This is a genomic window from Methylocucumis oryzae (assembly GCF_000963695.1).
Lineage (GTDB): Bacteria > Pseudomonadota > Gammaproteobacteria > Methylococcales > Methylomonadaceae > Methylovulum > Methylovulum oryzae.
The window spans coordinates 29,120-51,644 of sequence record NZ_LAJX01000015.1 but is presented as its reverse complement, the minus strand read 5'-3'; the positions used below and the strand labels follow the sequence as shown (position 1 = coordinate 51,644).

The window sequence follows — 22,525 nt, the reverse complement described above, 5'->3', positions numbered from 1 at the left end:
ATCTAAGATGCAGATTCAGGTTTGAATGAATTTGCGTGGTTAGAGTGATAAAAAAATGACCAGCTTTCCTAGTATACTGGGTAGGTAGTTATATTAATTAATCCTAAAATCTGAGAAAAACACATCGTTAAAGCCTTCGCTAGAGCCATATTTCTCTAAAATTTCTTTTACAATTTCAAAAGTTTCTTTGCGTAAAGCCTCGCGTTGTTCAGCCGTTGCTAGCGACTCGGCAGTTCTGCCGCTATAGTTCATAATTAATGCATTTTTAATAGCGGACATGTTTTTTTTAACCGCCTCGGTGGCTTCTCCTTCAACCATAAGCTGCGGACTAACGGCCATTAGCTGCTTGGGGTTTGCTAAATTAACAATCAGCTTAGGTCCCACTTCAATATATTGAGCGCCACCTTCGCCACCGCCTTCATTGGCATAAGCTAAGTTTGTACTGATTAGCCATAGAATAAAAAGCAATAACCTCATAATAACCTCTTCTAGTTTTTATCTTAATAAACACTGTTTAAGCCTACGTCAGGCATTGGTAAACCGGCATCAGGCGTCACTGTTTCTTAGTATATGCTTTTTTAAAAAAACTGCGATATGTGTCAGTAGGCTCTGGACTGGTTGTTATAAGCCTCAAGCAGCGAATGCAACAATACTGTCAATTACAAAATAGTTGTCGATTACTATCTTGGCATTATTCCTGCTCTTAGCTAAGTAAACCGTTTCGAGAATTTGTCATGAGCGAAATTAATGTTAATACCATGCTAGCGCAAATGCGAGCGATGTCGCTAGCGGCGGGCAGTGCCAAGCCAGCGCCAGATACGGCTATTAACACCGACTTTGGTGCGTTATTAAAACAGTCGATTGATAACGTCAATAATTTGCAACAAAATGCCGGAAAATTGACGGAAGCATTTGAAATCGGCGCGCCGAATGTTACATTAGCAGAAGTCATGGTCGCCTCGCAAAAAGCCGGTGTATCGTTTCAAGCCATGCTACAAGTAAGAAACAAACTCGTCGAAGCGTATCAAGATGTTATGAATATGCCGTTATAGCCTTAACGTAGATCATTTCTAGTCCCTAAAGAATATGAGCGAACAACCTCCAGGCAATTCCATCATCCCTAATATCAGCAATGCGGTTGCTAATAACCCTATTGTTGCTGATGCTCAACAGGTGCTAGCCACTGAAACTGAAACGCATCCTGCGTTAAAAAAATTATCGAACTTAACATTAGCCCGGCAATTAGGTTTAATGCTGGTATTAGCGATTAGTGTTGCGATGGGGGTGGCCGTCGTCTTATGGTCGCAAGCACCGAGCTATGATCGTTTGTACGTTGATGTTAGCGACGAGGATATGGCTGATATTTTGGATTATCTTAATAGCCAAAATATTAAATACAAAATTGAACCTGGTTCTGGCGCTATTATGGTGCTTAGCGGTAAAGCTAGTGAAATCAAGCTTAAATTAGCGGGCCAAGGCTTACCGCGCAGCAAACCTATTCCAGGTTATGACTTACTCGATAAAGAACAAAATATTGGTACGAGCAAAAAGTGCCGAAATGATGCGTTTCCAGCGCGCGTTAGAAGGTGAAATCGCGCAAACCATTATGAGCATACAAAGCGTTAAATCCGCTAAAGTATTGCTAGCGATACCTGTGCAATCAGTTTTTATCAGAGAGCGCAAAAAGCCAAGCGCTTCGGTGATTTTGCAGTTATATAAGGGTAGAAGTTTAGAAAAAGAACAAATAGAATCCATTATTCATTTAGTGGCCTCTAGTGTGCCACAGCTAGAAGCTGAACAAGTGACAGTGGTTGATCAAATGGGACGGTTATTAAACGCAAAAGATAATGCTATCGGTTATTTAACGGCTAAGCAATTCGATTATAAGCGCGACATGGAAGAGCATTTAATGGAGCGTATTGGCAACATTTTAATGCCCTTAGTCGGTAGAGAAGGCGTGCGTAGTCAATTATCGGCAGATGTCGATTTTTCCGAAACCGACTCAACGCAAGAAAAATTTCGACCCTAAAAACGACGGCTTTACGCAGTGAGCAAGCGGCGGAAGAATACAGTACGTTACCGGGCGTGCAAGGCGTGCCTGGCGCGTTATCGAATCAACCGACGCCAGCAGGGACTGCGCCAGAAACGGTGACTAATGCTGAAAATCAAAAAAATAATTTACCTAGCTCATCATCTAAGAGCGCGACTAAGAATTTTGAAGTAGACAAGCGTATCACGCATACCCGAGTGTCTACTGGTCAATTACGCCGATTGACCGTTGCTGTTGTCGTCGATGATAAAAAGACTATTGATGCGGAAGGCAAAATTAAATCTCAGGCGTATAACCAAGAGGAATTAGATAGGTTTACGGATTTAGTTAAGCAAGCAGTAGGTTTTAACGCTGAACGTGGTGACCAAGTGACGGTAACTAATGTTGCGTTTAAACCGGATGAGCCAGAAGTCATCCCTGAGCTACCTATATGGAAACAAGCCTGGTTTATTGATTTATTAAAACAAATTGCTGCCGCGATAGCCGTGTTATTCCTAATCTTTGGCGTCTTACGTCCCGCTATGCGAAGATTAGCAGGTCGTTCAGAGGCAGAAATTAAACAAGAACTCGAAGCAAAATTATTGGCCCAGAAGGAGGCAGAGCTTATGGCAGCAAAAGAAAAAGAAAGGCAATTAGCAGAACAGCAAGCCGCAGAGCAGCAAGCATTAGCGGCCGCTCAAGCTCATGCAGAGGCACAAGCACAGGCAAATGTTCCAGAAGCCACACCTAGTGAAGACGGCAAACTTGAGGCGAACCAGGAAGCGATTGATTTATTATTACTCGAAACGCCGCCTACTTATGAAACCCGTTTGGAATATGTTAAACAATTGGTTGATAATGATTCCAAGCTTGTCTCAGAAGTTATTAAAACATGGATTAAATAAATGGCCGTCAAAGAATTAAACCAAACCGAACAAGCTGCGGTTCTTATGCTGGCTATAGGCATGGATAGGGCTGCGCAAATCTTTAAGCACATGAATCGGCGCGAGGTGCAGATTCTTGGTACGACGATGGCCAATATCGAGGAAATTACCCCCGAAATGGTCGATCAAGTCGTTGAGGATATTATCATTGCGGTTAAAAGCCGTACCTCATTAGGTATGGATACCGACTCCTATATTCGCACTGTGTTGATTAGCGCATTAGGTCCTGATAAAGCCAATAGTATTCTCGATAGAATCTTACAAGGTGGTAGTACACGCGGTATAGAGCAGTTAAAGTGGATGGACTCGCGCGCGATAGCTGACATGATTCGCCTAGAGCACCCGCAAATTATGGCAACGATTTTATCATTAATGGATAGCGATCAAGCGGCCGAAGTGATTATGTTTTTACCCGACAATATGCGCTCGGATTTAATTATGCGTATCGCGACCATGAAAGGTGTACAGCCTAGCGCGTTACGTGAATTAGACGAAATTATGGAAAAACAATTGACGGGTAGTGAAAATGTCAAGGCAACAACGCTTGGTGGTATTGATGCGGCTGCGAACATTTTGAATTACATGGAAGGCTCATCTAGTGACTTAGTTATGAGTGAAATCTCCGAGTTGCGTGCTGAATTAGCGCAAGAAATCCAAGATAAAATGTTTGTATTTGAAGATATAGCCACAATGAGCGCTACCGACATGCAAGGCTTGCTGCGCGAAATTGCGACCGGACAATTACTGTTGGCATTAAGAGGCGCTAGCCAAGATTTAAAAGAAAAAGTCTTTAACAATATGTCACGCCGAGCCGCTGAAATCTTGCGCGATGATTTAGAAGCGTCACCGCCTGCTAGAGTAAGTGATGTTGAAGCGGCGCAAAAAGAAATTCTTAGTGTGGTCAGGCGTATGGTTGACTCGGGCGAAATCAAACTAGGCGGTGGCGATGGTGGCCGCGATGCCTATATCTAACAGCAACTCAGGTTTTACCGCATCTGAGCTTGCGGCATTAAATTTATGGCGCTTACCAGATTTTTTTGCCGAAGAAGAGGAGCTTGCCGTTGACTCAAGTAGTGAAGAGCAGAACCTTGCGGAGCAATCTACAGAGGCTGCGCAAGAATCGATTGCTTTGCCGACGGTTGAAGATGTCGAGACCATGCAGAAACAAGCTTATGATGAAGCTTATCTGCAAGGTTTAGCAGAAGGGAATAAGTTAGGTCTAACCCAAGGTTATGATGAAGGATTTCAACAAGGCTTGGCGCAGGGATTAAATCAAGGCTTAGAGCAAGGATTAGCCCAAGGTCTGGAGCAAGGATTAGCTGAAGGACGCCAACAAGGCTATGACGAAGGTCTGCAAAAAGGTTACGACGAAAACGTAGCAAAACTGACTGAGCAAACCACACGGATGATTGGTTTAATGGAGACCTTAAGCGAGCCTTTTAAAGCGCTAGATGAAGAGGTCGAGAAAGAACTCATTGAATTGGCTATTGCTATGGCTAGCCAAATTATACGCAGAGAGATTAAATTAAATCCCGGTGAAGTGGTTGCCGCAGTCAGGGCCGCTATTAAGGTGTTGCCTTTATCTTCGCAAAAAATCAACTTACACCTACACCCTGAAGATGCTGAGTTAGTGCGCAATTTGCTTGCCTTAGATGATATGGTGACTTCGTGGAGTATTGTTGAAGACCCACTGATTAGTCGAGGCGGTTGCATAGTTAAAACAGACGTATCTTATGTTAATGCCACTGTAGAGCATCGTTTAGCAGCCGTTATTGCTAACATGCTAGGCAGCGAACGAGAAGAAGACTAGCAAGTTATTCGGAGGTCTAATCCCGTTTGCCGCGCCGAGCACCGCAGGTTTTGCTGGGATTAGCCCGTTAGGGGCACGGGCATGGATGCCGTGCGTCGGCAGGCGGGCAGGACGCCCGCTCTGCCGACCTCCCAGCAAAACCAAGGCGCGCAGGATAAAGCGGCAACGGGTCGCCTTTTCTTTGGCTACTTTCTTTTTGGCGACGCAAAAGAAAGTAGCTCGCCTGCCGGTGCGAGAACCGGCTTAACATAAAACTTCGCGATAGCGACTCACTAGATTTTACAAAGCTAGTTTTAACGGCCATTTCTCAATATAGCCACATTAAAGAGCACCGCCCATTTAGCCAAAAAACAAATAGCAAATAACAATACTGGCAATAACACCAGAAAAATCCGCCATTATCCCACAACTCAGCGCATGACGGATATGCTTAATCCCCACTGCACCAAAATAAACGGTTAATACATAAAAGGTGGTTTCTGTGCTGCCTTGAATCACGCAGACTAAGCGCCCTGCTAACGAATCTGCGCCAAACGTTTTCATCGTATCTATCATCATCGCTCTTGCCCCGCTACCGCTAAACGGTTTAATCAACGCGGTAGGCATGGCATCGATAAATTGAGTATCAATGCCAGCATACTTAACCAGGTATCTTAAACCATCAGTCATAAAGTCTAGCGCGCCACTGGCACGAAATACGCCAACGGCCGTTAACATGGCGACTAAATAAGGGAAAATCTGTATCACAGTGTGCCAACCTTGTTTAGCGCCTTCAATAAACGCCTCATAGGCATTAATTTTTTTTATACGCCGCAACGAGTAAAAACCCCGTAATAATCGTTAGCAACAATAAATTACTGATAAACGCCGATGTGTCTGCCAACTGGCCATGTGGCAACTTGATGAAATATGCCATTAAGCCGCCTAGCAGGCTTAGCAAACCAAAACCATAAGCCATCACTACGGCATCTAACAGTTTGATTTTTTGCACCCAAGCGACCGCCAAAAGTCCCACCAGTGTAGACACACTGGTCGCTAATAAAATCGGGATAAAGACATCCGCAGGGCTAACCGCGCCGAGTTGCGCACGGTAGGCTAATATTGTTGTCGGTAACAGCGTAACACTAGAGGTGTTAATGACTAAAAATAGAATTTGCGCGTTGCTCGCCGTATCAGGTGTTGGATTTAACGTTTGCAATTCTTGCATGGCTTTAATGCCTAAGGGCGTTGCTGCATTATCTAAGCCTAAGATATTGGCTGAAATATTCATCACCATCGCGCCTAAAGCAGGATGGTTAGCTGGCACATCGGGCATTAAGCGGCTAAACAACGGCATTAACCCGCGCGTAATCAGTTGAATACAACCGCTTTGTTCGGCTATCTTCATAATCCCCAGCCAAAACGCTAACGTACCGGCTAGTCCTAAGCTAATCTCAAACGCCGCCTTAGACTGGTTAAATAGCGCCGCCACTAAATCGGCGAACAGCGTTTTGTTGACCTAATACTAAGCTCTTTGCCAGCGCCACAACAAACGCAATAATAAACAGCCCTACCCAAATAATATTTAGCACAATGACAGTTGGTGTATTAAAAGTTGGTTACCCACTTAAGTCGGGACAGGGCGTTTAGGGTGCAGGTGTCGGCAGCAGGGATGCTGCCGCCAAGCCTACAGGGATGTATTTACGGCGTCCTGCACCCTGATAACGCCAGGGATGGCGTGTAGTAGGGCAACGCAGGAGCAGTTGCCGAATGACCTATCCCGACTTAAGTTTGGTAGCCTAAAAAATTTGTTAAAGCGTGAAGCTTGCCACTCTATCAGTTAAATGGCTAGTCTGTTGCTGTAAGGCGTCAACAGAAAACTTAGCGCGTTTAACTAAGGCTGCGTTTTGTTGCGTCACATCGTCCATTTGATTAATCGCTGAATGAATTTGCCGAATACCGGTAGCTTGTTCGCCAGAGGCCGCACTGATTTGCGCCATAATCGCATTGACATCACGTATCGATGACAAAATGTCTTGCATAGTAGAACCTGCTTCGTTAACTAAACGTGTCCCGGCTTGCACTTTATCGACCGAATCATTGATTAATGCTTTCACTTCAGCGGCTGCTTCAGCCGCGCGTTGCGCAAGATTGCGCACTTCGACTGCAACAACAGCAAACCCGCGACCTTGCTCACCGGCACGCGCAGCTTCTACAGCCGCATTCAGCGCTAAGATATTGGTTTGAAATGCAATACTATCTATAACGCTAATAATATTACCAATTTTTCCTGACGCTTCGTTAATACCTCGCATAGTCAGCACCACATCATCGACGACTTGCACGCCTTTATTAGCAACTGTTGTTGCAGCGACTGCTAACTGACTGGCTTGACGCGCATTATCAGCATTAGCTTGTACTGTGGTCATAATTTCAGTCATGCTAGCCGCCGTACTTTCTAAATGACTGGTTTGTTTATCAGTACGTCTGGATAAATCGTCATTATCCTTAGCAATTTGGCCAACTGCATCATCTATCGTGTCGGCAGCAGCTTTAATTTCACTGACTAATTGTCTTAAATTAGTAATGGTGTTATTGATACTGTCTTTAGCCTGACCAAATAAACCGGGATAATCTTTAGTGATTGAACGGGTTAAATCGCCTTGAGCTAACGCCTTAGCCACATGCACAATATCGTTAAAACCCACGTCACAGGTGTCAATCAGTTGGTTTAAATCCGTCAAAATGCTATTAAATAAAAATTGAAACCGCTCAGCCGCACTGCGTTTGGAAAAATCACCTTTTGCTCCGGCAGCTACCACTGTCTTTATCTCATGATTAATCTCTAAAAACGTTTGCTTAGAATGATGCATGATTTCAGTAATCGTGTAGGTTTCACCCGGCAATATGTCCATATCTTCAGAAAAATCACCTTTCGCATAATCATTGACTAATTTTATTAAACGCCTATTAATAGCAATTCTGGATTGTATAAGTTCATCGACTTGCTCAGCCATAGTCCGGTAAATCCCCTGAAAGCCTTTAATCGCTAGCCGCTCTTTAACTTGACCTTGCGCATGAAGTGCTGTTAATGCCTCTAAACTCTCGACAAACAGCTTAATCGACGCTTGCATAGTATTCATTGCCATTAATGCCGTACCTATTTCATCGTGACTCTGTACATCAATTTTTGAGCTTAAATCACCTTCGGTAATCGCGGCAGCAATCTCTTGAATGCCCGATAACGACCTTAACACACCACGAATAACTAACACCACGAATAGTAATGTCAGCGTTAAGCTGGCTAAGAAAATAACCAGCAACAGCATTTGATACTGTTGCCGACTAGCTCGTGCTAAGCCATCATCTTGTTGATTACGTTCACTCGCAAGCTTAACCACCTCATCAATGGCCGCACGATGCTGTTGATAAGCGGCTTCTACCTTAGCTAACCCCGCCAACATTTGTTCGGTTTGTTGCGCTTTAAGTGCTGGTAAAAAGATTTGCTCGGCAGCTTGATAAAAACGTTGTGGCATACTGATAAGAGCGCTGTACCAATGCAGTGCGTAGCTCACCGCTGAGCTCTTGTTGCAGCCAATACTGATGCCTTGCCTCATAATCTGCTTTTAATACATTAAACCTATCGAGTAAAACTTGACGCTCTTGCTGATTTTGGCTTTGGCTTAATTGCAGAACCACTAAATAGGATTCAATAATGTATTCAGGTGGCGGTAATACATCAGCAATTAAGTCTTTGCCTTGAATAATACGCTGATAAATAGGGCTATTTAAATTAACCGTGTTCATCGCCTCAAAAGCCACTAACCCAAACAGCGAAAATCCCAGTATTAATTGACCAACAATGAGCGCAAAGCGTGTTTTAATGCTTAAACACCGGAAGAATATTTTTAACATAAGAGGATGAATAAAGTTTTTGCCTAAAAACTGGACGCAACTCCAGAGCTGAAATGATAAGACGCCATTGTCATCCGTTATCTCGCCGTTGAGCTAACGGCTATTAACAGCAATTAACACGCCAGTTAACAAAAAACACCGAGTATTTAATCCAGCACTCATAAAGTAGGACCAGTAAACGTGAATACACGCACCAAATCAAAGCAATGACCAACCAAAATAGCGCATTAATTTTTGCTTAGCTTTTTCGTACGCTAATGAGAAAATGCGCGGCTGTTTTTGTTGGCGCCGACGCATCATGATGACTCATTCTTCTACCCACGAATCAAATTCTCAATTACCGGCTTTAATGTTAGCGGCTTTAGGCATTGTCTATGGCGATGTCGGCACGAGTCCGTTATACACCATGAAAGAAATTTTTCATGGCCCTCATGCTATAGCGGCGACACCCGAAAATGTGCTAGGCATTTTGTCGTTGATTTTTTGGAATTTAATTCTGGTTATCTCGGTTAAATATGTACTGTTTGTGATGCGCGCGAATAATAACGGTGAAGGTGGCATTATGGCGTTAATGGCATTAGCACTACGCCACCGAAACCAAGCCAAGCAGCGGCAATTATTAATAGCTTTAGGCTTATTTGGCACTGCGTTATTTTATGGCGATGGTATTATTACGCCCGCTATTTCAGTACTCAGCGCCGTTGAAGGCTTGCAAGTGGCAGCGCCCTCGCTACACATGTATGTGCAACCCATTACGATTACGGTATTAGTTGCATTGTTTTTAATTCAAAGCCGTGGCACTGCAAAAGTAGGGGCGTTTTTTGGGCCTATCATGCTGACATGGTTCGTCTTATTGGGCTTTTTAGGTGGTTTAAGTATTGCCGAAACGCCTATGGTGTTAGAAGCGTTAAACCCCTTACATGGCCTTAAGTTTTTCATTACGCATCAATGGCACGCCTTTATTGCGCTAGGTGCCGTAGTTTTAGCACTCACCGGCGCGGAAGCGTTATATGCTGATATGGGACATTTTGGTAAAAAACCAGTGGAAATCGCATGGTTTTTATTAGTATTACCGGCGCTTGTCTTAAACTATTTTGGTCAAGGTGCGTTAATCATGCGCGATAGCCATGCAGTGCTAAACCCGTTTTACCTCTTAGTACCCGAAAGCGCAATCTACCCGATGATTGGCCTAGCAACGTGCGCAACCGTTATTGCTTCACAAGCCGTCATTTCTGGCGCATTTTCCATCACTAGCCAAGCCATGCAAATGGACTATATCCCTCGTATGCGCCGTGTATACACATCTAGCGAAACCAAGGGGCAAATTTATGTGCCGACAATGAATCATATTTTATTGGTTTTAGTGATTTTAACCGTGCTGGGCTTTGGTTCGTCTAGTCAACTGGCTGCCGCTTATGGGATTGCGGTAACGGGTACAATGATGATAACCACTTGTTTAACATTAATTGTCGCTTTAGATAGTTGGCAATGGCGCCCTCACTATGCCTATTTAACGGTTGCGTTATTTTTACTGGTCGATAGTGCGTTTTTGGGCGCTAATTTTTTAAAAATTCCTCAAGGTGGCTGGTTTCCGTTATTGCTAGGTTGCTTATTATTTTTGCTAATGCACACATGGCGCCGAGGCCGCGAAGTGTTAACGTATCATTTACAAGAGGCCGCCATATCGTTAACAGGCTTCATAAGCCGACTTAAACTCAAGCCGCCACTCGCGCGTGTACCAGGCACAGCGGTTTATATGAATTCACGCAGCTTAAGTATGCCTCATGCTTTGCAAATTAATTACACCCATAACCAAGTGCTGCATGAACGTATTGTCATTTTGACGATTACTACCGAAGACATCCCTTTCATAGCAGATAACCAACGCTTAAACATAGACCAACTAGCCCAAGGGTTTTTCCGCGTAACGGCTAAACATGGTTTTTATGAAACGCCTAATGTCCCAAAAATATTGGAATTATGTAGTTCTAAAGGGTTAAACGTAAACCCTGCATTAGCGACATTTTTTATTAGCCGAGAAACCTTGATTCCATCTGACGAGCCGGATTTAAATCCCTGGCAAGAAAAGATTTTTATTACTATGTTTAGAAATGCGTCATCCCCTATTCAGTTCTTTAAAATACCTGCCGCACGTGTGGTTGAATTAGGTGTACAATTTGAAATTTAAGCTTGCCATTATTAGTTAAAGGCTGTCATGAGAATTTTGATTTTAGGCGCGGGCAGTACAGGTTCTTCCGTAGCCGAAGCACTGGCCGGTGAAGCCAATGAAATTACCATATTAGACACGGATAAGGTAAAACTAGAGGCATTAAAAACTCGGCTAAAAATTAACACTATCGTAGGTAATGCTTCTTACCCCAAAGTCTTAGAACAAGCTGATGTTCACAATACGGACTTAGTCATTGCCGTTACCAATCGCGATGAAACCAATATTTTAGCCTGTACGATTATCAGTAAACTCTACAGTCGGCCTAAAACCATCGCTCGCATTCGTGCCATTGATTACTTAAAAAACCCTAAGCTATTTGGCCAAGACGGCATACCAATTGATATTGTGATTAGCCCGGAACAAAAACGTTATGGAGTCGATACGCAATTTAATCGAACTCCCTGGCGTTTTGCATATTTCGGATTTCGCCGGTGGTTTAGTACGGTTATTTTCAGTGAAAGTCGTTGACAATAGCTTTCTAACTGGCAAAAAAATTAAAACCTTAAAAAACCGCTTAACGGAAGGGCGCATACGCATTGTTGCCATTTTTCGTAATAGCAGCCCTTTAGCGGTTAGCGGCGAAGCCATGTTATTGCCCGGCGACGAAGTGTTTTTCTTTGCCCCTAAACTGGAAGTCAGACGGCTGTTAAAAGATATTGGTTGCTTAGAAAAACCACTTAAACGCATTCTTATCGCGGGTGGCGGCCATATTGGTAAGCGTTTGGCGTTAGCCTTAGAGAAAGACCATTATGTTAAAATCATCGAACAAGACCCGAAGCGAGTGAAAAAAATCGCTAACGAGTTAAGCAATACCATTGTTTTACAAGGTGATTGTGGCGATGAAACCTTGCTCGTTGAAGAGTCGATAGATAAAGTCGATTTGTATTGCGCTATTACTGATAACGATGGGGTTAATATTATTTCCGCATCTTTAGCCAAATCTCACGGTGCGCGCAAAGCCATTTGTATCTTAAACCATTTGTATTACAACAAATTACTACCTGGTACTGGCATTGATTTAGCGGTACTACCGAATGTTGAAACTTTAGGCAGTATTTTAAAACATGTCAGACAATGTGATGTTGCTCAAGTTAGTTTGCTGCGTAATGGCACGGCAGAAGCCATAGAAGCAGTTGCTCATCAAGGCAATGGCGAGTTGTCCGTTGTTGGCCGCACTGTTGATACCGTTAAGTTACCTGATGGCGTTGTATTAGGCGCGCTCATCCGCAACAATGAAGCCATTGCTATTCATCACGATACGGTATTTGAAGACGGCGACCATGTGGTCATGTTTACGTTAGAAAAAAAACTCGTCGCCAATATTGAAGAACATTTCCGTTCACTCGCTGCATAATCAGGTTTGCCTTATATCTTAACCATGAATCCACACTGGAAAAACTTTTTAGCTACACAAAGCCTTGCTACTGATAACTTAGCCCTGGGCATTTTCCCATTAACAGAGTTATCGGTGTTGACCGTATCAGGTGCCGATGCGACCAGTTTTTTGCAAGGCCAAGTGACGTTAAATGTCACTCAACTCAACGAACAACAAGCCGGTCTTGGCGCGATATGCACACCGAATGGCCGGGTATCTGCGATTTTTTTACTGATAAAACACCAAGACACTTGGTTAATGATAGTGCCTAGCGAGCAAAAAGAGAGCATAAAAACGCGCTTAAGTCGTTTTATTTTGCGTGCCAAGGTTTCGATTAACGATGATGATAACTATTGCTTAATAGGCTTAAACCCCAATCTAGTTGCTCAAACAAGTAACTACCAGGTCACCGAAGTGGCCCCACTCACGGTCACTTGGTTTAACCGAACTATCATCGTTGCAACCCTGGAACGAGCGCAAAGCATTTGGCAAGCGTCAGTACAAAAAGGCTATATACCCACGTCTTACTCGGTATGGCACTATTTAGACATCACCGATGGTGTTCCCTGGTTAAACGCTGACACAGCAGAAACGTATATTCCGCAGATGTTGAATTTAGGGTTGTTAGGCGCACTTAGCTTTGACAAGGGCTGTTATACCGGTCAAGAAATTATTGCCCGAACCCATTATTTGGGTAAAGCTAAACGTCGCCTCGTACTCGCTGAAATCAACAGCCCTCAACCACCTGAAGTTAACACGGCTGTGCTTGATGAACTAAGTGTTTCATCATCAGAAACAGGAGAAAACAGTGCCGGTAAAGTTTTATCGGCTTGTAGTCTAGGCTCGTCTTGCCGACTGTTAATTGTATTAGCGTATTCAGACAGCGGGGAACATCGTCTAACATTACCCGATCACGCGCCTATTACCTTGTTAGAGTGTAATTATTCGCGATAGCAAACCGCCATCGGTGTACACAAAAATGGCGGATTGCCTATCGGCAAATCCGCCCTACCGACACAGAAACTTATGAGGTTACGATGACCCATCCTGACATAGTCAATTTTCGCCGTTTGGGCACCATTACCATTGCTGCTGTTTATTTTCTCATCTTAGTCGGCGGCATTGTGAGAGCATCGGGCGCCGGCATGGGCTGTCCGGACTGGCCGACTTGCTTTGGCAAATGGATTCCACCTACCAATGAAAGTCAATTACCGGTCAATTATCATCAAATATATGCCCAGTTAGGCTATGAAAACACAGCGTTCAATCCCGTTAAAACCTGGACTGAATACACGAATCGACTCATTGGCATGACAATAGGCCTATTAATTCTTACTACCGCATGGACTTCGCGAGTATTTTTAAAAACAGACAAAATGATTTGTTATTTAGCAATAAGTTGTCTGCTGCTGGTCGGTTTTCAAGGCTGGCTAGGCTCAACGGTTGTCGCTAGCAACTTAAAACCGGTTATGATTACTTTGCACATGCTAATGGCCTTAGCGATTGTCGCGTTATTAATTTACACCATTGCCCGTTCGCAACAACACAGTCTTGCCTCACTTCAGACACAGGGTTTGCCAAATAAAATCAAAACGGTTGTTATTGTCGCAATGCTGATGACCCTGATACAAATCGGTATGGGTACACAAGTAAGAGAAGCTGTGGATTTTATTGCCCACGAGCATGGCTATATCGATAGAAAATACTGGCGTGATGATTTTCCAATTATTTTCTATGTGCATCGCTCGTTTTCATCGTTGATATTATTCACCAATGCTTGGTTGGCTTGGCGCTTATTTAAGGCACTACCACGCACGCAGCTATTGGTTAAAACAGGATTAAGCTTAGCAGGACTAGTCGCCGCAGCCATCATCGCCGGCATTAGCTTAGACCGTTTAGGTATGCCACCGGTATCGCAACCGATTCACTTATTGCTCGCCAATTTAATTTTTGGCACTCAGTTTTTTCTATTTATCTGCTTAAACTACGCAGGCGCAGGCACAGCTAGCAAAGCTTAAACCGGGACAACTAAAATGAAAGCTACGTCATCTCGGCATGGATTGCCGAGTTCAAGGACACAGAGATGTGCTTAAAACCTTACCAACCATGGTGTCTGGATTCCAGCAATCCCTGCCGGAATGACAGTTTAGCGCTACGGGCTAAAATTAAAAATGTCCCAGCTTAAGTGGATAGCCCAAACAAATGTTGTAACTGAAGTGACTTAGTGATAAAAACTAGTCAACTAACTTCACGCCCGTCTAACCGATACGAGATTTTATCGTGGAACCAACATTTAGCTCTTTTCGTATTCTTACTGGCTTACACCGAGGTTATACCACGAGTGTGCGCAAAACCTATTTCCAAGGTGAATGTATTTTTAAAGAAGGTGAGCCTGGCGATAACGCCTACATTATAGTCAAAGGCGAAGTTGAATTATTCGTACTCATCAATGGCGAAACCAAACTTATTAGCCGTTTAAGCCAAGGTTCCATTTTCGGTGAAATGGCATTAATTGATGACGGACTACGTTCAGCAACAGCAGTCGCCAGTAGTATACTAGAAGTCATTATCATTACTCGCAAGCACTTCGACGAGAAAGTCAGTTGTATTGACCCGTTTGTTAATACCTTATTAAAAGTAATTTTAAAAACGTTACCGTGAAATGCGTGAACGTTTAGAACATGCCGTCACCACACCGAATAGCGAAGAATTTTTAATCGCATCCGAATCCTCTCAATCACTGCAGCAAGCAACTTATTTAACCGCTTGCCAAGTAGAAGCTGAGGACGAGTTAAAACATGCGTTAGCTGAAAATCAATTTGAACTGTTTTATCAGCCGATAGTTGACTTAGTTCAATGCCGCATCATTGGCGCTGAAGCTTTGATTCGTTGGCGACATCCTGAACGCGGCTTAATCCCCCCGCTGGAATTCATTCCCATCGCGGAACAATCGGATATTATTATCGCATTAGGCTTATGGCTCATTGAAGACGCTTGCCGTTCTTATAAGATGTTCCAAAAAGTCCTACCCGACCAGTTAAACTTTATTAGCATTAACTTATCAAGCCGCCAATTTGCTCCTCCCGATTTAGCCGAGAACATCAAATTCATTTTTGAAAGAAGTCGAATCAACGGCGAGCATATTAAATTTGAAATCACTGAATCCATCTTAATGGCAGATCCCATTAATACGATTAATACGTTAAATGAAATAAAAAAACTTGGCGCAAGCATTGCGATAGACGATTTTGGTACGGGTTATTCCAGCTTTAGCTACTTACATCGCTTCCCGATTGATACCTTAAAAATCGACAAATCGTTTATCTCAACCATGCTGGACAACCCTAAAAGCTTTGAAATCGTTAAGTCACTGTGCGTATTGGCAAAGTCTTTAGGTTTAAACATCGTAGCGGAAGGCATAGAGTCGAATCGCGAACACCATATCCTTAAAGGGATGAGCAGTGATTATGGCCAAGGCTATTATTACTCGAAACCGGTAGCTGCTCATGAATTCATCGAATTGCTAAAAATAAAAAAATTTGAATGTTAATCTATAATTAGTCTTGTCAAGACAAGCCTATCTATTTTTACCAATTTTGTGGATAAGTTATCTTGTTAACTATTACCAACTAGTCTGTAAACATTTTATACTATTATTAACTTCACATTTTCGGCTCTCGTTAGCCTTGTAAGATGATTCAGAACCCATTGTTGCAGAAAATTTTACTGAGTAGTCTACTGCTCTACGGCTTCCCTGCCATAGGCGATGGCAATGCTGTGTCTTGTCGAGACAATATTGCTCAATTAGTTTCTGCACAAGGCAAAGTCGAATCGTTTAAAGCCACCACGGAAAACTGGCAACCGGCCAGCATTAACCAAACCTATTGCAATAACGATAAAGTGCGCACACAAGCATTAAGCCGCGCCGTTTTATCAATGGGCGAAGACGTCGCCACCTATTTAGCCCTCAGTGAAAATACGTTACTAAACTTCTTAGGTTTAGGTTCGCGTGTGTTATTATCAGTTGAGCAAGGCCAAGTCTATGTGCGCAGCCATACCCACCATAAATTCGACATTACCACGCCGCACCTCAATGCCGGTATTGAAGGCACAGAATTTTTAATCGACGCCAAAGCTGAAGGCGTAGAAATTACCGTTTTTGAAGGTAAAGTTCGCGCCTATAACCAACGCGGAGAAGTGCGAATTGAAAACGGGCAAACCGCCGCTGCTAGCGCTAATACAGTTCCTGTAACTAAGTTGTTATTGCATCCTGAAGATTCGGTACAATGGGCGCTGTATTATCCACCTATCATCGACACCGAAGGTTTTGCTGACGACAGTAGCAATGCCACCGTTACCGACGCTCTCAGTCAATATCATAAGGGTAATGCTTATCAAGCATTGACCACGTTGAACAGACTATCCGAGCAGGATGTTCAACCTGATATTCTTGCTATTAAAATTGGCTTATTATTGACCTTAGGCAAAATTGACCAAGCACAACAGCTACTGAACCAAGGCTTAATACAAACACCTAATCATGCCTTACTTCTGGCTCAACAAGCCATTATTAACTTAACGCAAAATAACAAAACAACGGCTCAATCTTATATAGACCGAGCTGTTAAGCTAGCGCCAGATAACGCCACTGTTCATATTGCGCATTCGTATATACAACAAGCTCAATTCCAATTACCCGCAGCACTTGCCAGTGTAGAAGCGGCGCTAAAGCTAGCGCCTGATAATGCATTAGCGCATAGTCGTCACGCAGAGTTATTAGCCTCACTAGGCGACACTCAAAATGCCACCCAAGCCGCTGCAATGGCCGTAAAATACAACCCTAATATTGGCCGAGCTTATGCAGTATTAGGCTTTACTCGATTGATGGACAATGCAACAGAAGCAGCCGAAACCGACTTTAAGACAGCGCTTAGTAAAGACGCCTCCGATCCACTGGCACATTTTGGCTTAGCATTAGCCGCTATCAGAAAAAATCACTTAGACGAAGGCGTTACTAAATTAGAACATGCCGCTAGCTTAGACCCTAATGACTCATTGATTAGAAGCTACCTAGGCAAAGCGTACTACGAACAAAACCGCTTAAAAATTGCTGAGCTGCAATTTAAGCTTGCCGAAGAAAACGATCCCAAAGACCCCACGCCGTATTTTTACCAAGCCATTGCCAAGCAAACGACTAATCAACCGACACAAGCCTTAACTGCGGTTAATAAAGCCATAGAATTAAATGACAACCGAGCTGTTTATCGTTCTAGGCAATTACTAGACCAAGACCAAGCTGCACGCAGTGCTAGCTTAGCTCGTATTTATACCGATTTAGGCTTTACTAAAGCAGCATTAACCGAAGCCAGCAAATCGGTATTACAAGACCCGACCAATTTCTCTGCGCATCGTTTTTTAGCCGATACCTATACCAGTATGCCTAATCAACAAGTCGCCAGAGTCTCAGAAATATTGCAAATGCAGTTATGGCAACCTAATAACCTTGCGATGCTACAGCCTCAGCTAAGCCAGCCCAACCTCGGTATTTTACAAACCTCAGGCTCAACCTCTGCGTCATTCCGCGAATTTAACCCATTATTTATGCGTGACGGCTGGTATTTACAAACGACAGGCTTAATTGCCAGCAATAACACATACGCCAATGATGCCGTTGCGACCTATCAACACGGCGATTTGGGTATTTCGTTAGGCCAATATCACTATAAATCAGACGGTTACCGAGACAATAACGATACTGAGCAAAATATTTACGACATCTTGGCGCAATACAACTTCAGCGCAAAAACCAGTATTCAAGTCGAATATAAACACGCTGACGAAGACAGCGGGGATTTGCGCCTGATTAGAAGCTTTGGTCATAAATTCAGAAACAATGTTGATAGTGACCTTTGGCGTCTAGGCTTGCGCCATCAGTTTTCCCCCGGCTCAGACATGATTTCCAATGTGACTTACAAAGAAAACCGCAATCGCACACAAGTTGTCCCTTTCATTGATTCTAAACTCGATGACGATGGCTTTAGCGCAGAGACGCAACACGTGTATAGTTTAGCGTCTGTACGCTTGATTAGCGGTTTCAGTCATTACCATGCCGACCAAAACTGTCAAGATGCCGCTTTCTTTCCAGTTTGCCTAAGCACTAACCCGCAATTAGAAAACAACACCGGGTATCTTTATTCGCATTGGAATCTCGCTAAAGCTTTCACGGTAACAGCAGGATTGTCTGCAGATTTTTTGCACGACCCTAGCGCTAGTGTGAACCAAGTCAATCCAAAATTTGGCCTAACCTGGCAACCGTATTCCGGCACTACATTACGTGCTGCGGCGTTTTAGAACGCTAAAACATAGCTTTGTTAACGACCAAACCATAGAGCCCACCCAAGTCGCTGGCTTTAACCAATTTTTTGATGGCATTAATGGTGAAAGTAGCTGGCGTTATGGCGTAGGCATAGACCAACAAGTGTTGGATAACATGCGTATAGGTTATGAGTGGAGTCAACGCGACATCAAATATCCGGACATTCAGACACAAAGCACATTACTCATCACTGAAAGACTGCATAGAGCATATTGGAATTACATTATCATGGAGGGCTTAGTCGCATCGGTCGATTACTTATATAGTTTTTATGACAATGCCTCTTATTTTGAAATCGCACGCAATCTGGAAACGCATAAACTCCCTTTCGGCTTATCATATTTTAGTGCCAACGGCCTAAGCCTACATATTAAGCCTGCTTACTATAGCCAAAAAGGTGAGTATTCTGATGATTTTGTTAACTTTATACCTCAAAAATCTGATTTTTTATTACTGGATTTAAGCGCGCAATACCGTTTACCTAAACGCTATGGATTAATCACACTCGGCGTACTCAATGTATTCGATAACCGCTTTGCCTATACTGATACCGATTTTCAACGCAGTAGTCTTTTTCCGGAAAGGATTTTCTTTTCCAGTGTCACGTTGTCTATTCAATAACTTAGAAGGGGGGAGAAATGAGCGCTATTAAATCGCTTAGCATTACCATTGATGAAAATAACTTAATTAACACCAGCGCGCTTACCGATTGCTCGTGTAATAAACTCGCAGACAATTCAGCGGCGTTTAAACTGACTCATACTGCGCAAGTAGAGACCATCGCTATTGTGAACCTAAGCAATGATGCGGGCAAAGCGCGTTGGGTAAACCTCAATAATCGTTGGTATCCGGTAGGGCTCGGCAGCTTTAAGCTTAATCACACGCGTGGTCAGGGCATTACTATCACCGTTAATGATAAAGCCGTTGAACCTATCGAATGCTACGCACCTCGCTGAATACACCATCGATAACATTGAAACCGTAGGTCTTCTAACTTGCGTGACCAATGGCTGTATCGTGATATGGATAAACGGTGTCCGATACGTTATTTGCTAGCGGTTTAATCCATCGCACATCTCAATACATTAACAAGCGAGTTTACTTGCTTGTTAACACCACTAACAAACGCGTCCAGACGAATCTTGTTTCTCGTCCCCACGCTCTTGCGTCACTGCCATTAAGTTAAGAGATAAATGTTAAAAATCAAATAATTAGAATTGCACAGGTTGGGTTAGCGATAGCATAACCCAACATTTAACGCTCCGATGTTGTCGGGTTACGCTATCGCTAACCCAACCTACGGAAGACTATTTCACAAAACACAATATGCAAGTTATTGATTATTTCATTATATTCCTTAACTTAATGGCAGTAACGCCAAGCGTGGGAACGAGAAAAATCTTCTGAAAGCTCAATCGCTACTGTCAGTAGAGCACGGCAATTCTGGAATAATACACTGAATTTATTTATAGTACGCCACTTGTTTTACTGACAACGTCGATTGCTATGCGAGTGCTTGCTAAACCGTCAACATTGATTTTGTCCTTGCATGTGCTGGTCGCGTTAATCTTTTCAGGGTTAGCCTTTTACGACTTCGATGAAGCCATAGAATACCGCACGGGTTTAGCAGCACTGTTGCTAATACGAAATCAAGTGTTCGGCGCCGCCCCACCTAACGATGTCGTCGTGGTTGAATTAAATCGCGATTCGTTTATTGAGAGTCCACTACTGCATGAATGCATGCAACTGACTCAAGGTAAAATTGAAATGCGTTGCTTTAATCGCCGTTTGCAAGCCGAACTCATTAATACCTTAAACGCTAGTGGCGCCCGCCTCATTGTCGCTAATTTTTTATATAAAGAAGTACGCGGTTCCGATGATGAAGTATTAGCCCAAGCAATACAAAAGTCAGGTCGAGTCTTATTGCAAAGTATTTTAGAATATAGACTCATGGGGGATGGGGTTGAAACGAACAGCTTAACCCCCCTATTGCTGAACTTGACCATGTAGCAGCATCGGCACCGTTTATTTTTCAAGAGTATCAAGGCGCAAAACAAAACACGTTTGTCCCAGCGCTAGAAGCTGACGCTAAGGCGTTCCGACCGCAAAACGCGCGCGTCGCTGCCTATCCTAGCGTTACATTTACTTGTCTTACAATCGTACCGCACCGAGTTACAAGCCGTCTTAGCCCCCCACTTTCCAGAGCTAGCCCGTTTCGTCAACGCTCAAACCGACTCGGTCAATCAGCGCAGCACCTTAGAAAACTTTACAGATCAATTACTCAAGGCAGCGGTAGATAAACCAACGCTATTTGATGACCTTGCACGCTCGCTTGCTCAGTCCGCGAAGACCGACGCCACTAAAGCATTGCTTAGTGCTTTATTCGCCTGTTATACCCAAACTGACCAAATTACACTTAATTTTTATGGGCCTGAGCATACGATTAATACCGTTGCTTATCACGACTTAAGCCAGGTATTAACAACCCAGCCGAATTATTTACGCGATAAAATTGTTGTTTTTGGTCCTAGTGTTGATTTAGGGCAGGAAGTTAAAGGAGGGACGATTGATAACGGCTTTAGCTTGATTAGCAGCACTGAGCTACTCGCCACCACAATCGCGAATTTAAAAGCTCAGAAGCTGTTAAACCGCCCAGACAAAATAGCAATTGGTATAAGCTATAGTGTACTAACCATAAGCTTACTATTCCTATCTATGGTCTGCAGACCTAATAAATTATTGAGCTACTTAGCTTTATTTGGGCTTGGTTATTTTGGTTTAACGCTGAGCTTGATTAACTATTTCAATATCTGGCTGCCTTATTTATTAATATTGGCTCAACTTACCGTCATAGCATTCATTCATAGCGCACAACAATACGCCAACAAACGTCATCAACTGTCGCAAATCTACCAGCACAAAATCCCAGCGCCATTATTAAACGATTTCAATAACGGCCAATCAGCACAACATGAAGATGGTAAACGCTATACAGGCATTAGCTTTGCCACTGATGGTGAAGGCTTTACCCAATTAGGTGCGAGCAAAGGCGAACAATGGTTAGCGCAATTTATGCAGGCTTATCAACCCATGGTAGAACGTTGTATTCGTGAGCATCAAGGCACAGTAAAAGATTGGGCTGGTGATGGCATGTTAGCGATTTGGTTAGATAAACAGCCGCCCAAAACGAATACACTTCATAGGCAACGTCCTAGTCAAATGACCGATAAAAATTTATCGAACGATATTCGCCACCAAGCATTATGTGCCGCATTAGCGCTAACGCGTGCCGTAGCCGATTTTAATCAAAATTACGGTGTCAGCTTCCCGATTCGGATAGGCATTAATTATGGCCCGTTCTGGCTATCCTTTAATCAAGACTTAAAAAGTTTTTGGCGATACGGTTAACGCATCTAGCCGCCTAGAGCACTTAAATAAAACATTAAAAACCCATATCTTAGTGAGTAAAGAGATTATCACTGAGGCTTCTGCATTTACGTTTAGGTATTTAGGCGAATTTCAATTACGCGGTCACGCCTCAACAGCCCCGGTTTATGAATTAATTGGGCTAACAGAACAACTATCCGCTGAAACCCTAGATTTTATCAATCGCTTTCAAATCGCCATCTTGAATTTTGAAAATGAAAACTATCAACTCGCGCTTAAAGCTTTAACCCAACTGTATTATGAGAACTTTAAAGACGGGCCAACCGAATATTATTTAGCGCTTTGTAAGGCTAAAACATTCACCAATAATTAACCGCTCATATTGACTTCCCGTTTTATTATGTACATCCATACTTTAAACGGTTAAATTTTTTAGGTAGGGTGCGCTGTGCGCACCTAAAAATACCGTTTGAAGCATAT

General features: G+C 43.2%; 24 protein-coding genes. 19 read left to right on the top strand and 5 right to left on the bottom strand.

Translation table 11 applies throughout. The features are described 5' to 3' along the window. Positions 1 to 93: 93 nt before the first annotated feature. Positions 94 to 477: a flagellar basal body-associated FliL family protein gene (locus tag VZ94_RS01950; RefSeq protein WP_045777942.1), complete on the bottom strand. Its 384-nt coding sequence runs from the start codon at positions 475 to 477 to the stop codon at positions 94 to 96. Between the two features lie 257 nt (positions 478 to 734). On the opposite strand from VZ94_RS01950, the gene fliE reads away from it, so the two are divergent. Genes fliE through VZ94_RS01930 form a run of 6 tightly spaced genes read left to right on the top strand, consistent with a single transcriptional unit; the run spans position 735 to position 4,783 of the window. Further along, positions 735 to 1,052, top strand: a complete 318-nt coding sequence (gene fliE, locus VZ94_RS01945) for a flagellar hook-basal body complex protein FliE (protein WP_045777941.1) — start codon at positions 735 to 737, stop codon at positions 1,050 to 1,052. 34 nt (positions 1,053 to 1,086) lie between these two features. Continuing rightward, complete coding sequence (locus VZ94_RS27715) at positions 1,087 to 1,590, top strand: hypothetical protein (protein ID WP_239649555.1); 504 nt, start codon at positions 1,087 to 1,089, stop codon at positions 1,588 to 1,590. Beyond that, positions 1,559 to 2,029 carry a flagellar basal-body MS-ring/collar protein FliF gene (gene fliF / locus VZ94_RS27710; protein ID WP_239649554.1) on the top strand — a complete coding sequence of 157 codons (471 nt, stop codon included), beginning with the start codon at positions 1,559 to 1,561 and terminating at the stop codon, positions 2,027 to 2,029. The genes VZ94_RS27715 and fliF overlap by 32 nt, the downstream gene beginning before the upstream one ends. Next, positions 1,969 to 2,934 (top strand): flagellar M-ring protein FliF C-terminal domain-containing protein, encoded by a 966-nt coding sequence (locus VZ94_RS27705; protein ID WP_338040197.1) that lies wholly within the window; start codon positions 1,969 to 1,971, stop codon positions 2,932 to 2,934. Before fliF ends, VZ94_RS27705 begins: the two co-directional genes overlap by 61 nt. Then, on the top strand, positions 2,935 to 3,945 hold the full coding sequence (gene fliG / locus VZ94_RS01935; RefSeq protein ID WP_045777940.1) for a flagellar motor switch protein FliG: 1,011 nt from the start codon (positions 2,935 to 2,937) through the stop codon (positions 3,943 to 3,945). Continuing rightward, positions 3,932 to 4,783 carry a flagellar assembly protein FliH gene (locus VZ94_RS01930; protein ID WP_045777979.1) on the top strand — a complete coding sequence of 284 codons (852 nt, stop codon included), beginning with the start codon at positions 3,932 to 3,934 and terminating at the stop codon, positions 4,781 to 4,783. The genes fliG and VZ94_RS01930 overlap by 14 nt, the downstream gene beginning before the upstream one ends. A gap of 339 nt (positions 4,784 to 5,122) precedes the next feature. Here VZ94_RS01930 and VZ94_RS27700 read toward each other — a convergent pair whose 3' ends face one another. The 4 genes from VZ94_RS27700 to VZ94_RS26360 all read right to left on the bottom strand — a co-directional run bounded on the left by VZ94_RS27700 (position 5,123) and on the right by VZ94_RS26360 (position 8,677). Further along, positions 5,123 to 5,599, bottom strand: coding sequence for a spore maturation protein (locus VZ94_RS27700; RefSeq protein ID WP_239649552.1), 477 nt, complete (start codon positions 5,597 to 5,599; stop codon positions 5,123 to 5,125). Next, positions 5,577 to 6,254, bottom strand: coding sequence for a nucleoside recognition domain-containing protein (locus VZ94_RS27695; RefSeq protein WP_239649551.1), 678 nt, complete (start codon positions 6,252 to 6,254; stop codon positions 5,577 to 5,579). Before VZ94_RS27695 ends, VZ94_RS27700 begins: the two co-directional genes overlap by 23 nt. 319 nt (positions 6,255 to 6,573) lie before the next feature. Continuing rightward, positions 6,574 to 8,298 (bottom strand): methyl-accepting chemotaxis protein, encoded by a 1,725-nt coding sequence (locus VZ94_RS01920; protein WP_052700114.1) that lies wholly within the window; start codon positions 8,296 to 8,298, stop codon positions 6,574 to 6,576. After that, positions 8,246 to 8,677, bottom strand: a complete 432-nt coding sequence (locus VZ94_RS26360) for a hypothetical protein (RefSeq protein WP_045777939.1) — start codon at positions 8,675 to 8,677, stop codon at positions 8,246 to 8,248. Before VZ94_RS26360 ends, VZ94_RS01920 begins: the two co-directional genes overlap by 53 nt. 298 nt (positions 8,678 to 8,975) lie before the next feature. Between VZ94_RS26360 and VZ94_RS01910 the strand changes: the two genes are divergently transcribed. The 13 genes from VZ94_RS01910 to VZ94_RS01855 all read left to right on the top strand — a co-directional run bounded on the left by VZ94_RS01910 (position 8,976) and on the right by VZ94_RS01855 (position 22,418). After that, the gene (locus tag VZ94_RS01910; RefSeq protein WP_045777938.1) at positions 8,976 to 10,865 is read left to right on the top strand and encodes a potassium transporter Kup; all 1,890 of its coding nucleotides are present in this window, start codon (positions 8,976 to 8,978) and stop codon (positions 10,863 to 10,865) included. A 27-nt stretch (positions 10,866 to 10,892) separates the two neighbouring features. Continuing rightward, positions 10,893 to 11,375, top strand: a complete 483-nt coding sequence (locus tag VZ94_RS31475) for an NAD-binding protein (protein ID WP_338040193.1) — start codon at positions 10,893 to 10,895, stop codon at positions 11,373 to 11,375. Next, positions 11,278 to 12,261: a Trk system potassium transporter TrkA gene (trkA, locus tag VZ94_RS01905; protein WP_338040192.1), complete on the top strand. Its 984-nt coding sequence runs from the start codon at positions 11,278 to 11,280 to the stop codon at positions 12,259 to 12,261. Before VZ94_RS31475 ends, trkA begins: the two co-directional genes overlap by 98 nt. Before the next feature lie 24 nt (positions 12,262 to 12,285). Continuing rightward, complete coding sequence (gene ygfZ / locus VZ94_RS01900) at positions 12,286 to 13,236, top strand: CAF17-like 4Fe-4S cluster assembly/insertion protein YgfZ (RefSeq protein WP_045777937.1); 951 nt, start codon at positions 12,286 to 12,288, stop codon at positions 13,234 to 13,236. 83 nt (positions 13,237 to 13,319) lie between these two features. Continuing rightward, a complete protein-coding gene (locus VZ94_RS01895) occupies positions 13,320 to 14,300 on the top strand; it encodes a COX15/CtaA family protein (protein WP_045777936.1) in 981 nt (326 codons plus the stop codon). A gap of 262 nt (positions 14,301 to 14,562) precedes the next feature. Continuing rightward, positions 14,563 to 14,943, top strand: a complete 381-nt coding sequence (locus tag VZ94_RS01890) for a cyclic nucleotide-binding domain-containing protein (RefSeq protein ID WP_052700113.1) — start codon at positions 14,563 to 14,565, stop codon at positions 14,941 to 14,943. A 1-nt stretch (position 14,944) separates the two neighbouring features. Beyond that, positions 14,945 to 15,832, top strand: coding sequence for a putative bifunctional diguanylate cyclase/phosphodiesterase (locus VZ94_RS01885; protein ID WP_052700112.1), 888 nt, complete (start codon positions 14,945 to 14,947; stop codon positions 15,830 to 15,832). 143 nt (positions 15,833 to 15,975) lie between these two features. Continuing rightward, on the top strand, positions 15,976 to 18,633 hold the full coding sequence (locus VZ94_RS01880) for a tetratricopeptide repeat protein (protein WP_045777935.1): 2,658 nt from the start codon (positions 15,976 to 15,978) through the stop codon (positions 18,631 to 18,633). After that, the gene (locus VZ94_RS01875) at positions 18,617 to 19,279 is read left to right on the top strand and encodes a TonB-dependent receptor (protein WP_045777934.1); all 663 of its coding nucleotides are present in this window, start codon (positions 18,617 to 18,619) and stop codon (positions 19,277 to 19,279) included. Before VZ94_RS01880 ends, VZ94_RS01875 begins: the two co-directional genes overlap by 17 nt. 17 nt (positions 19,280 to 19,296) lie before the next feature. Beyond that, the gene (locus VZ94_RS01870) at positions 19,297 to 19,614 is read left to right on the top strand and encodes a hypothetical protein (protein WP_045777933.1); all 318 of its coding nucleotides are present in this window, start codon (positions 19,297 to 19,299) and stop codon (positions 19,612 to 19,614) included. A gap of 550 nt (positions 19,615 to 20,164) precedes the next feature. Further along, entirely contained in the window at positions 20,165 to 20,668 is a 504-nt protein-coding gene (locus VZ94_RS01865) for a CHASE2 domain-containing protein (RefSeq protein WP_082081305.1), read from the top strand. Positions 20,669 to 20,740: 72 nt separating this feature from the next. Beyond that, on the top strand, positions 20,741 to 22,066 hold the full coding sequence (locus VZ94_RS01860; RefSeq protein WP_109867638.1) for a CHASE2 domain-containing protein: 1,326 nt from the start codon (positions 20,741 to 20,743) through the stop codon (positions 22,064 to 22,066). A gap of 52 nt (positions 22,067 to 22,118) precedes the next feature. Continuing rightward, positions 22,119 to 22,418 (top strand): hypothetical protein, encoded by a 300-nt coding sequence (locus tag VZ94_RS01855; RefSeq protein WP_045777930.1) that lies wholly within the window; start codon positions 22,119 to 22,121, stop codon positions 22,416 to 22,418. Positions 22,419 to 22,525 lie beyond the last annotated feature (107 nt).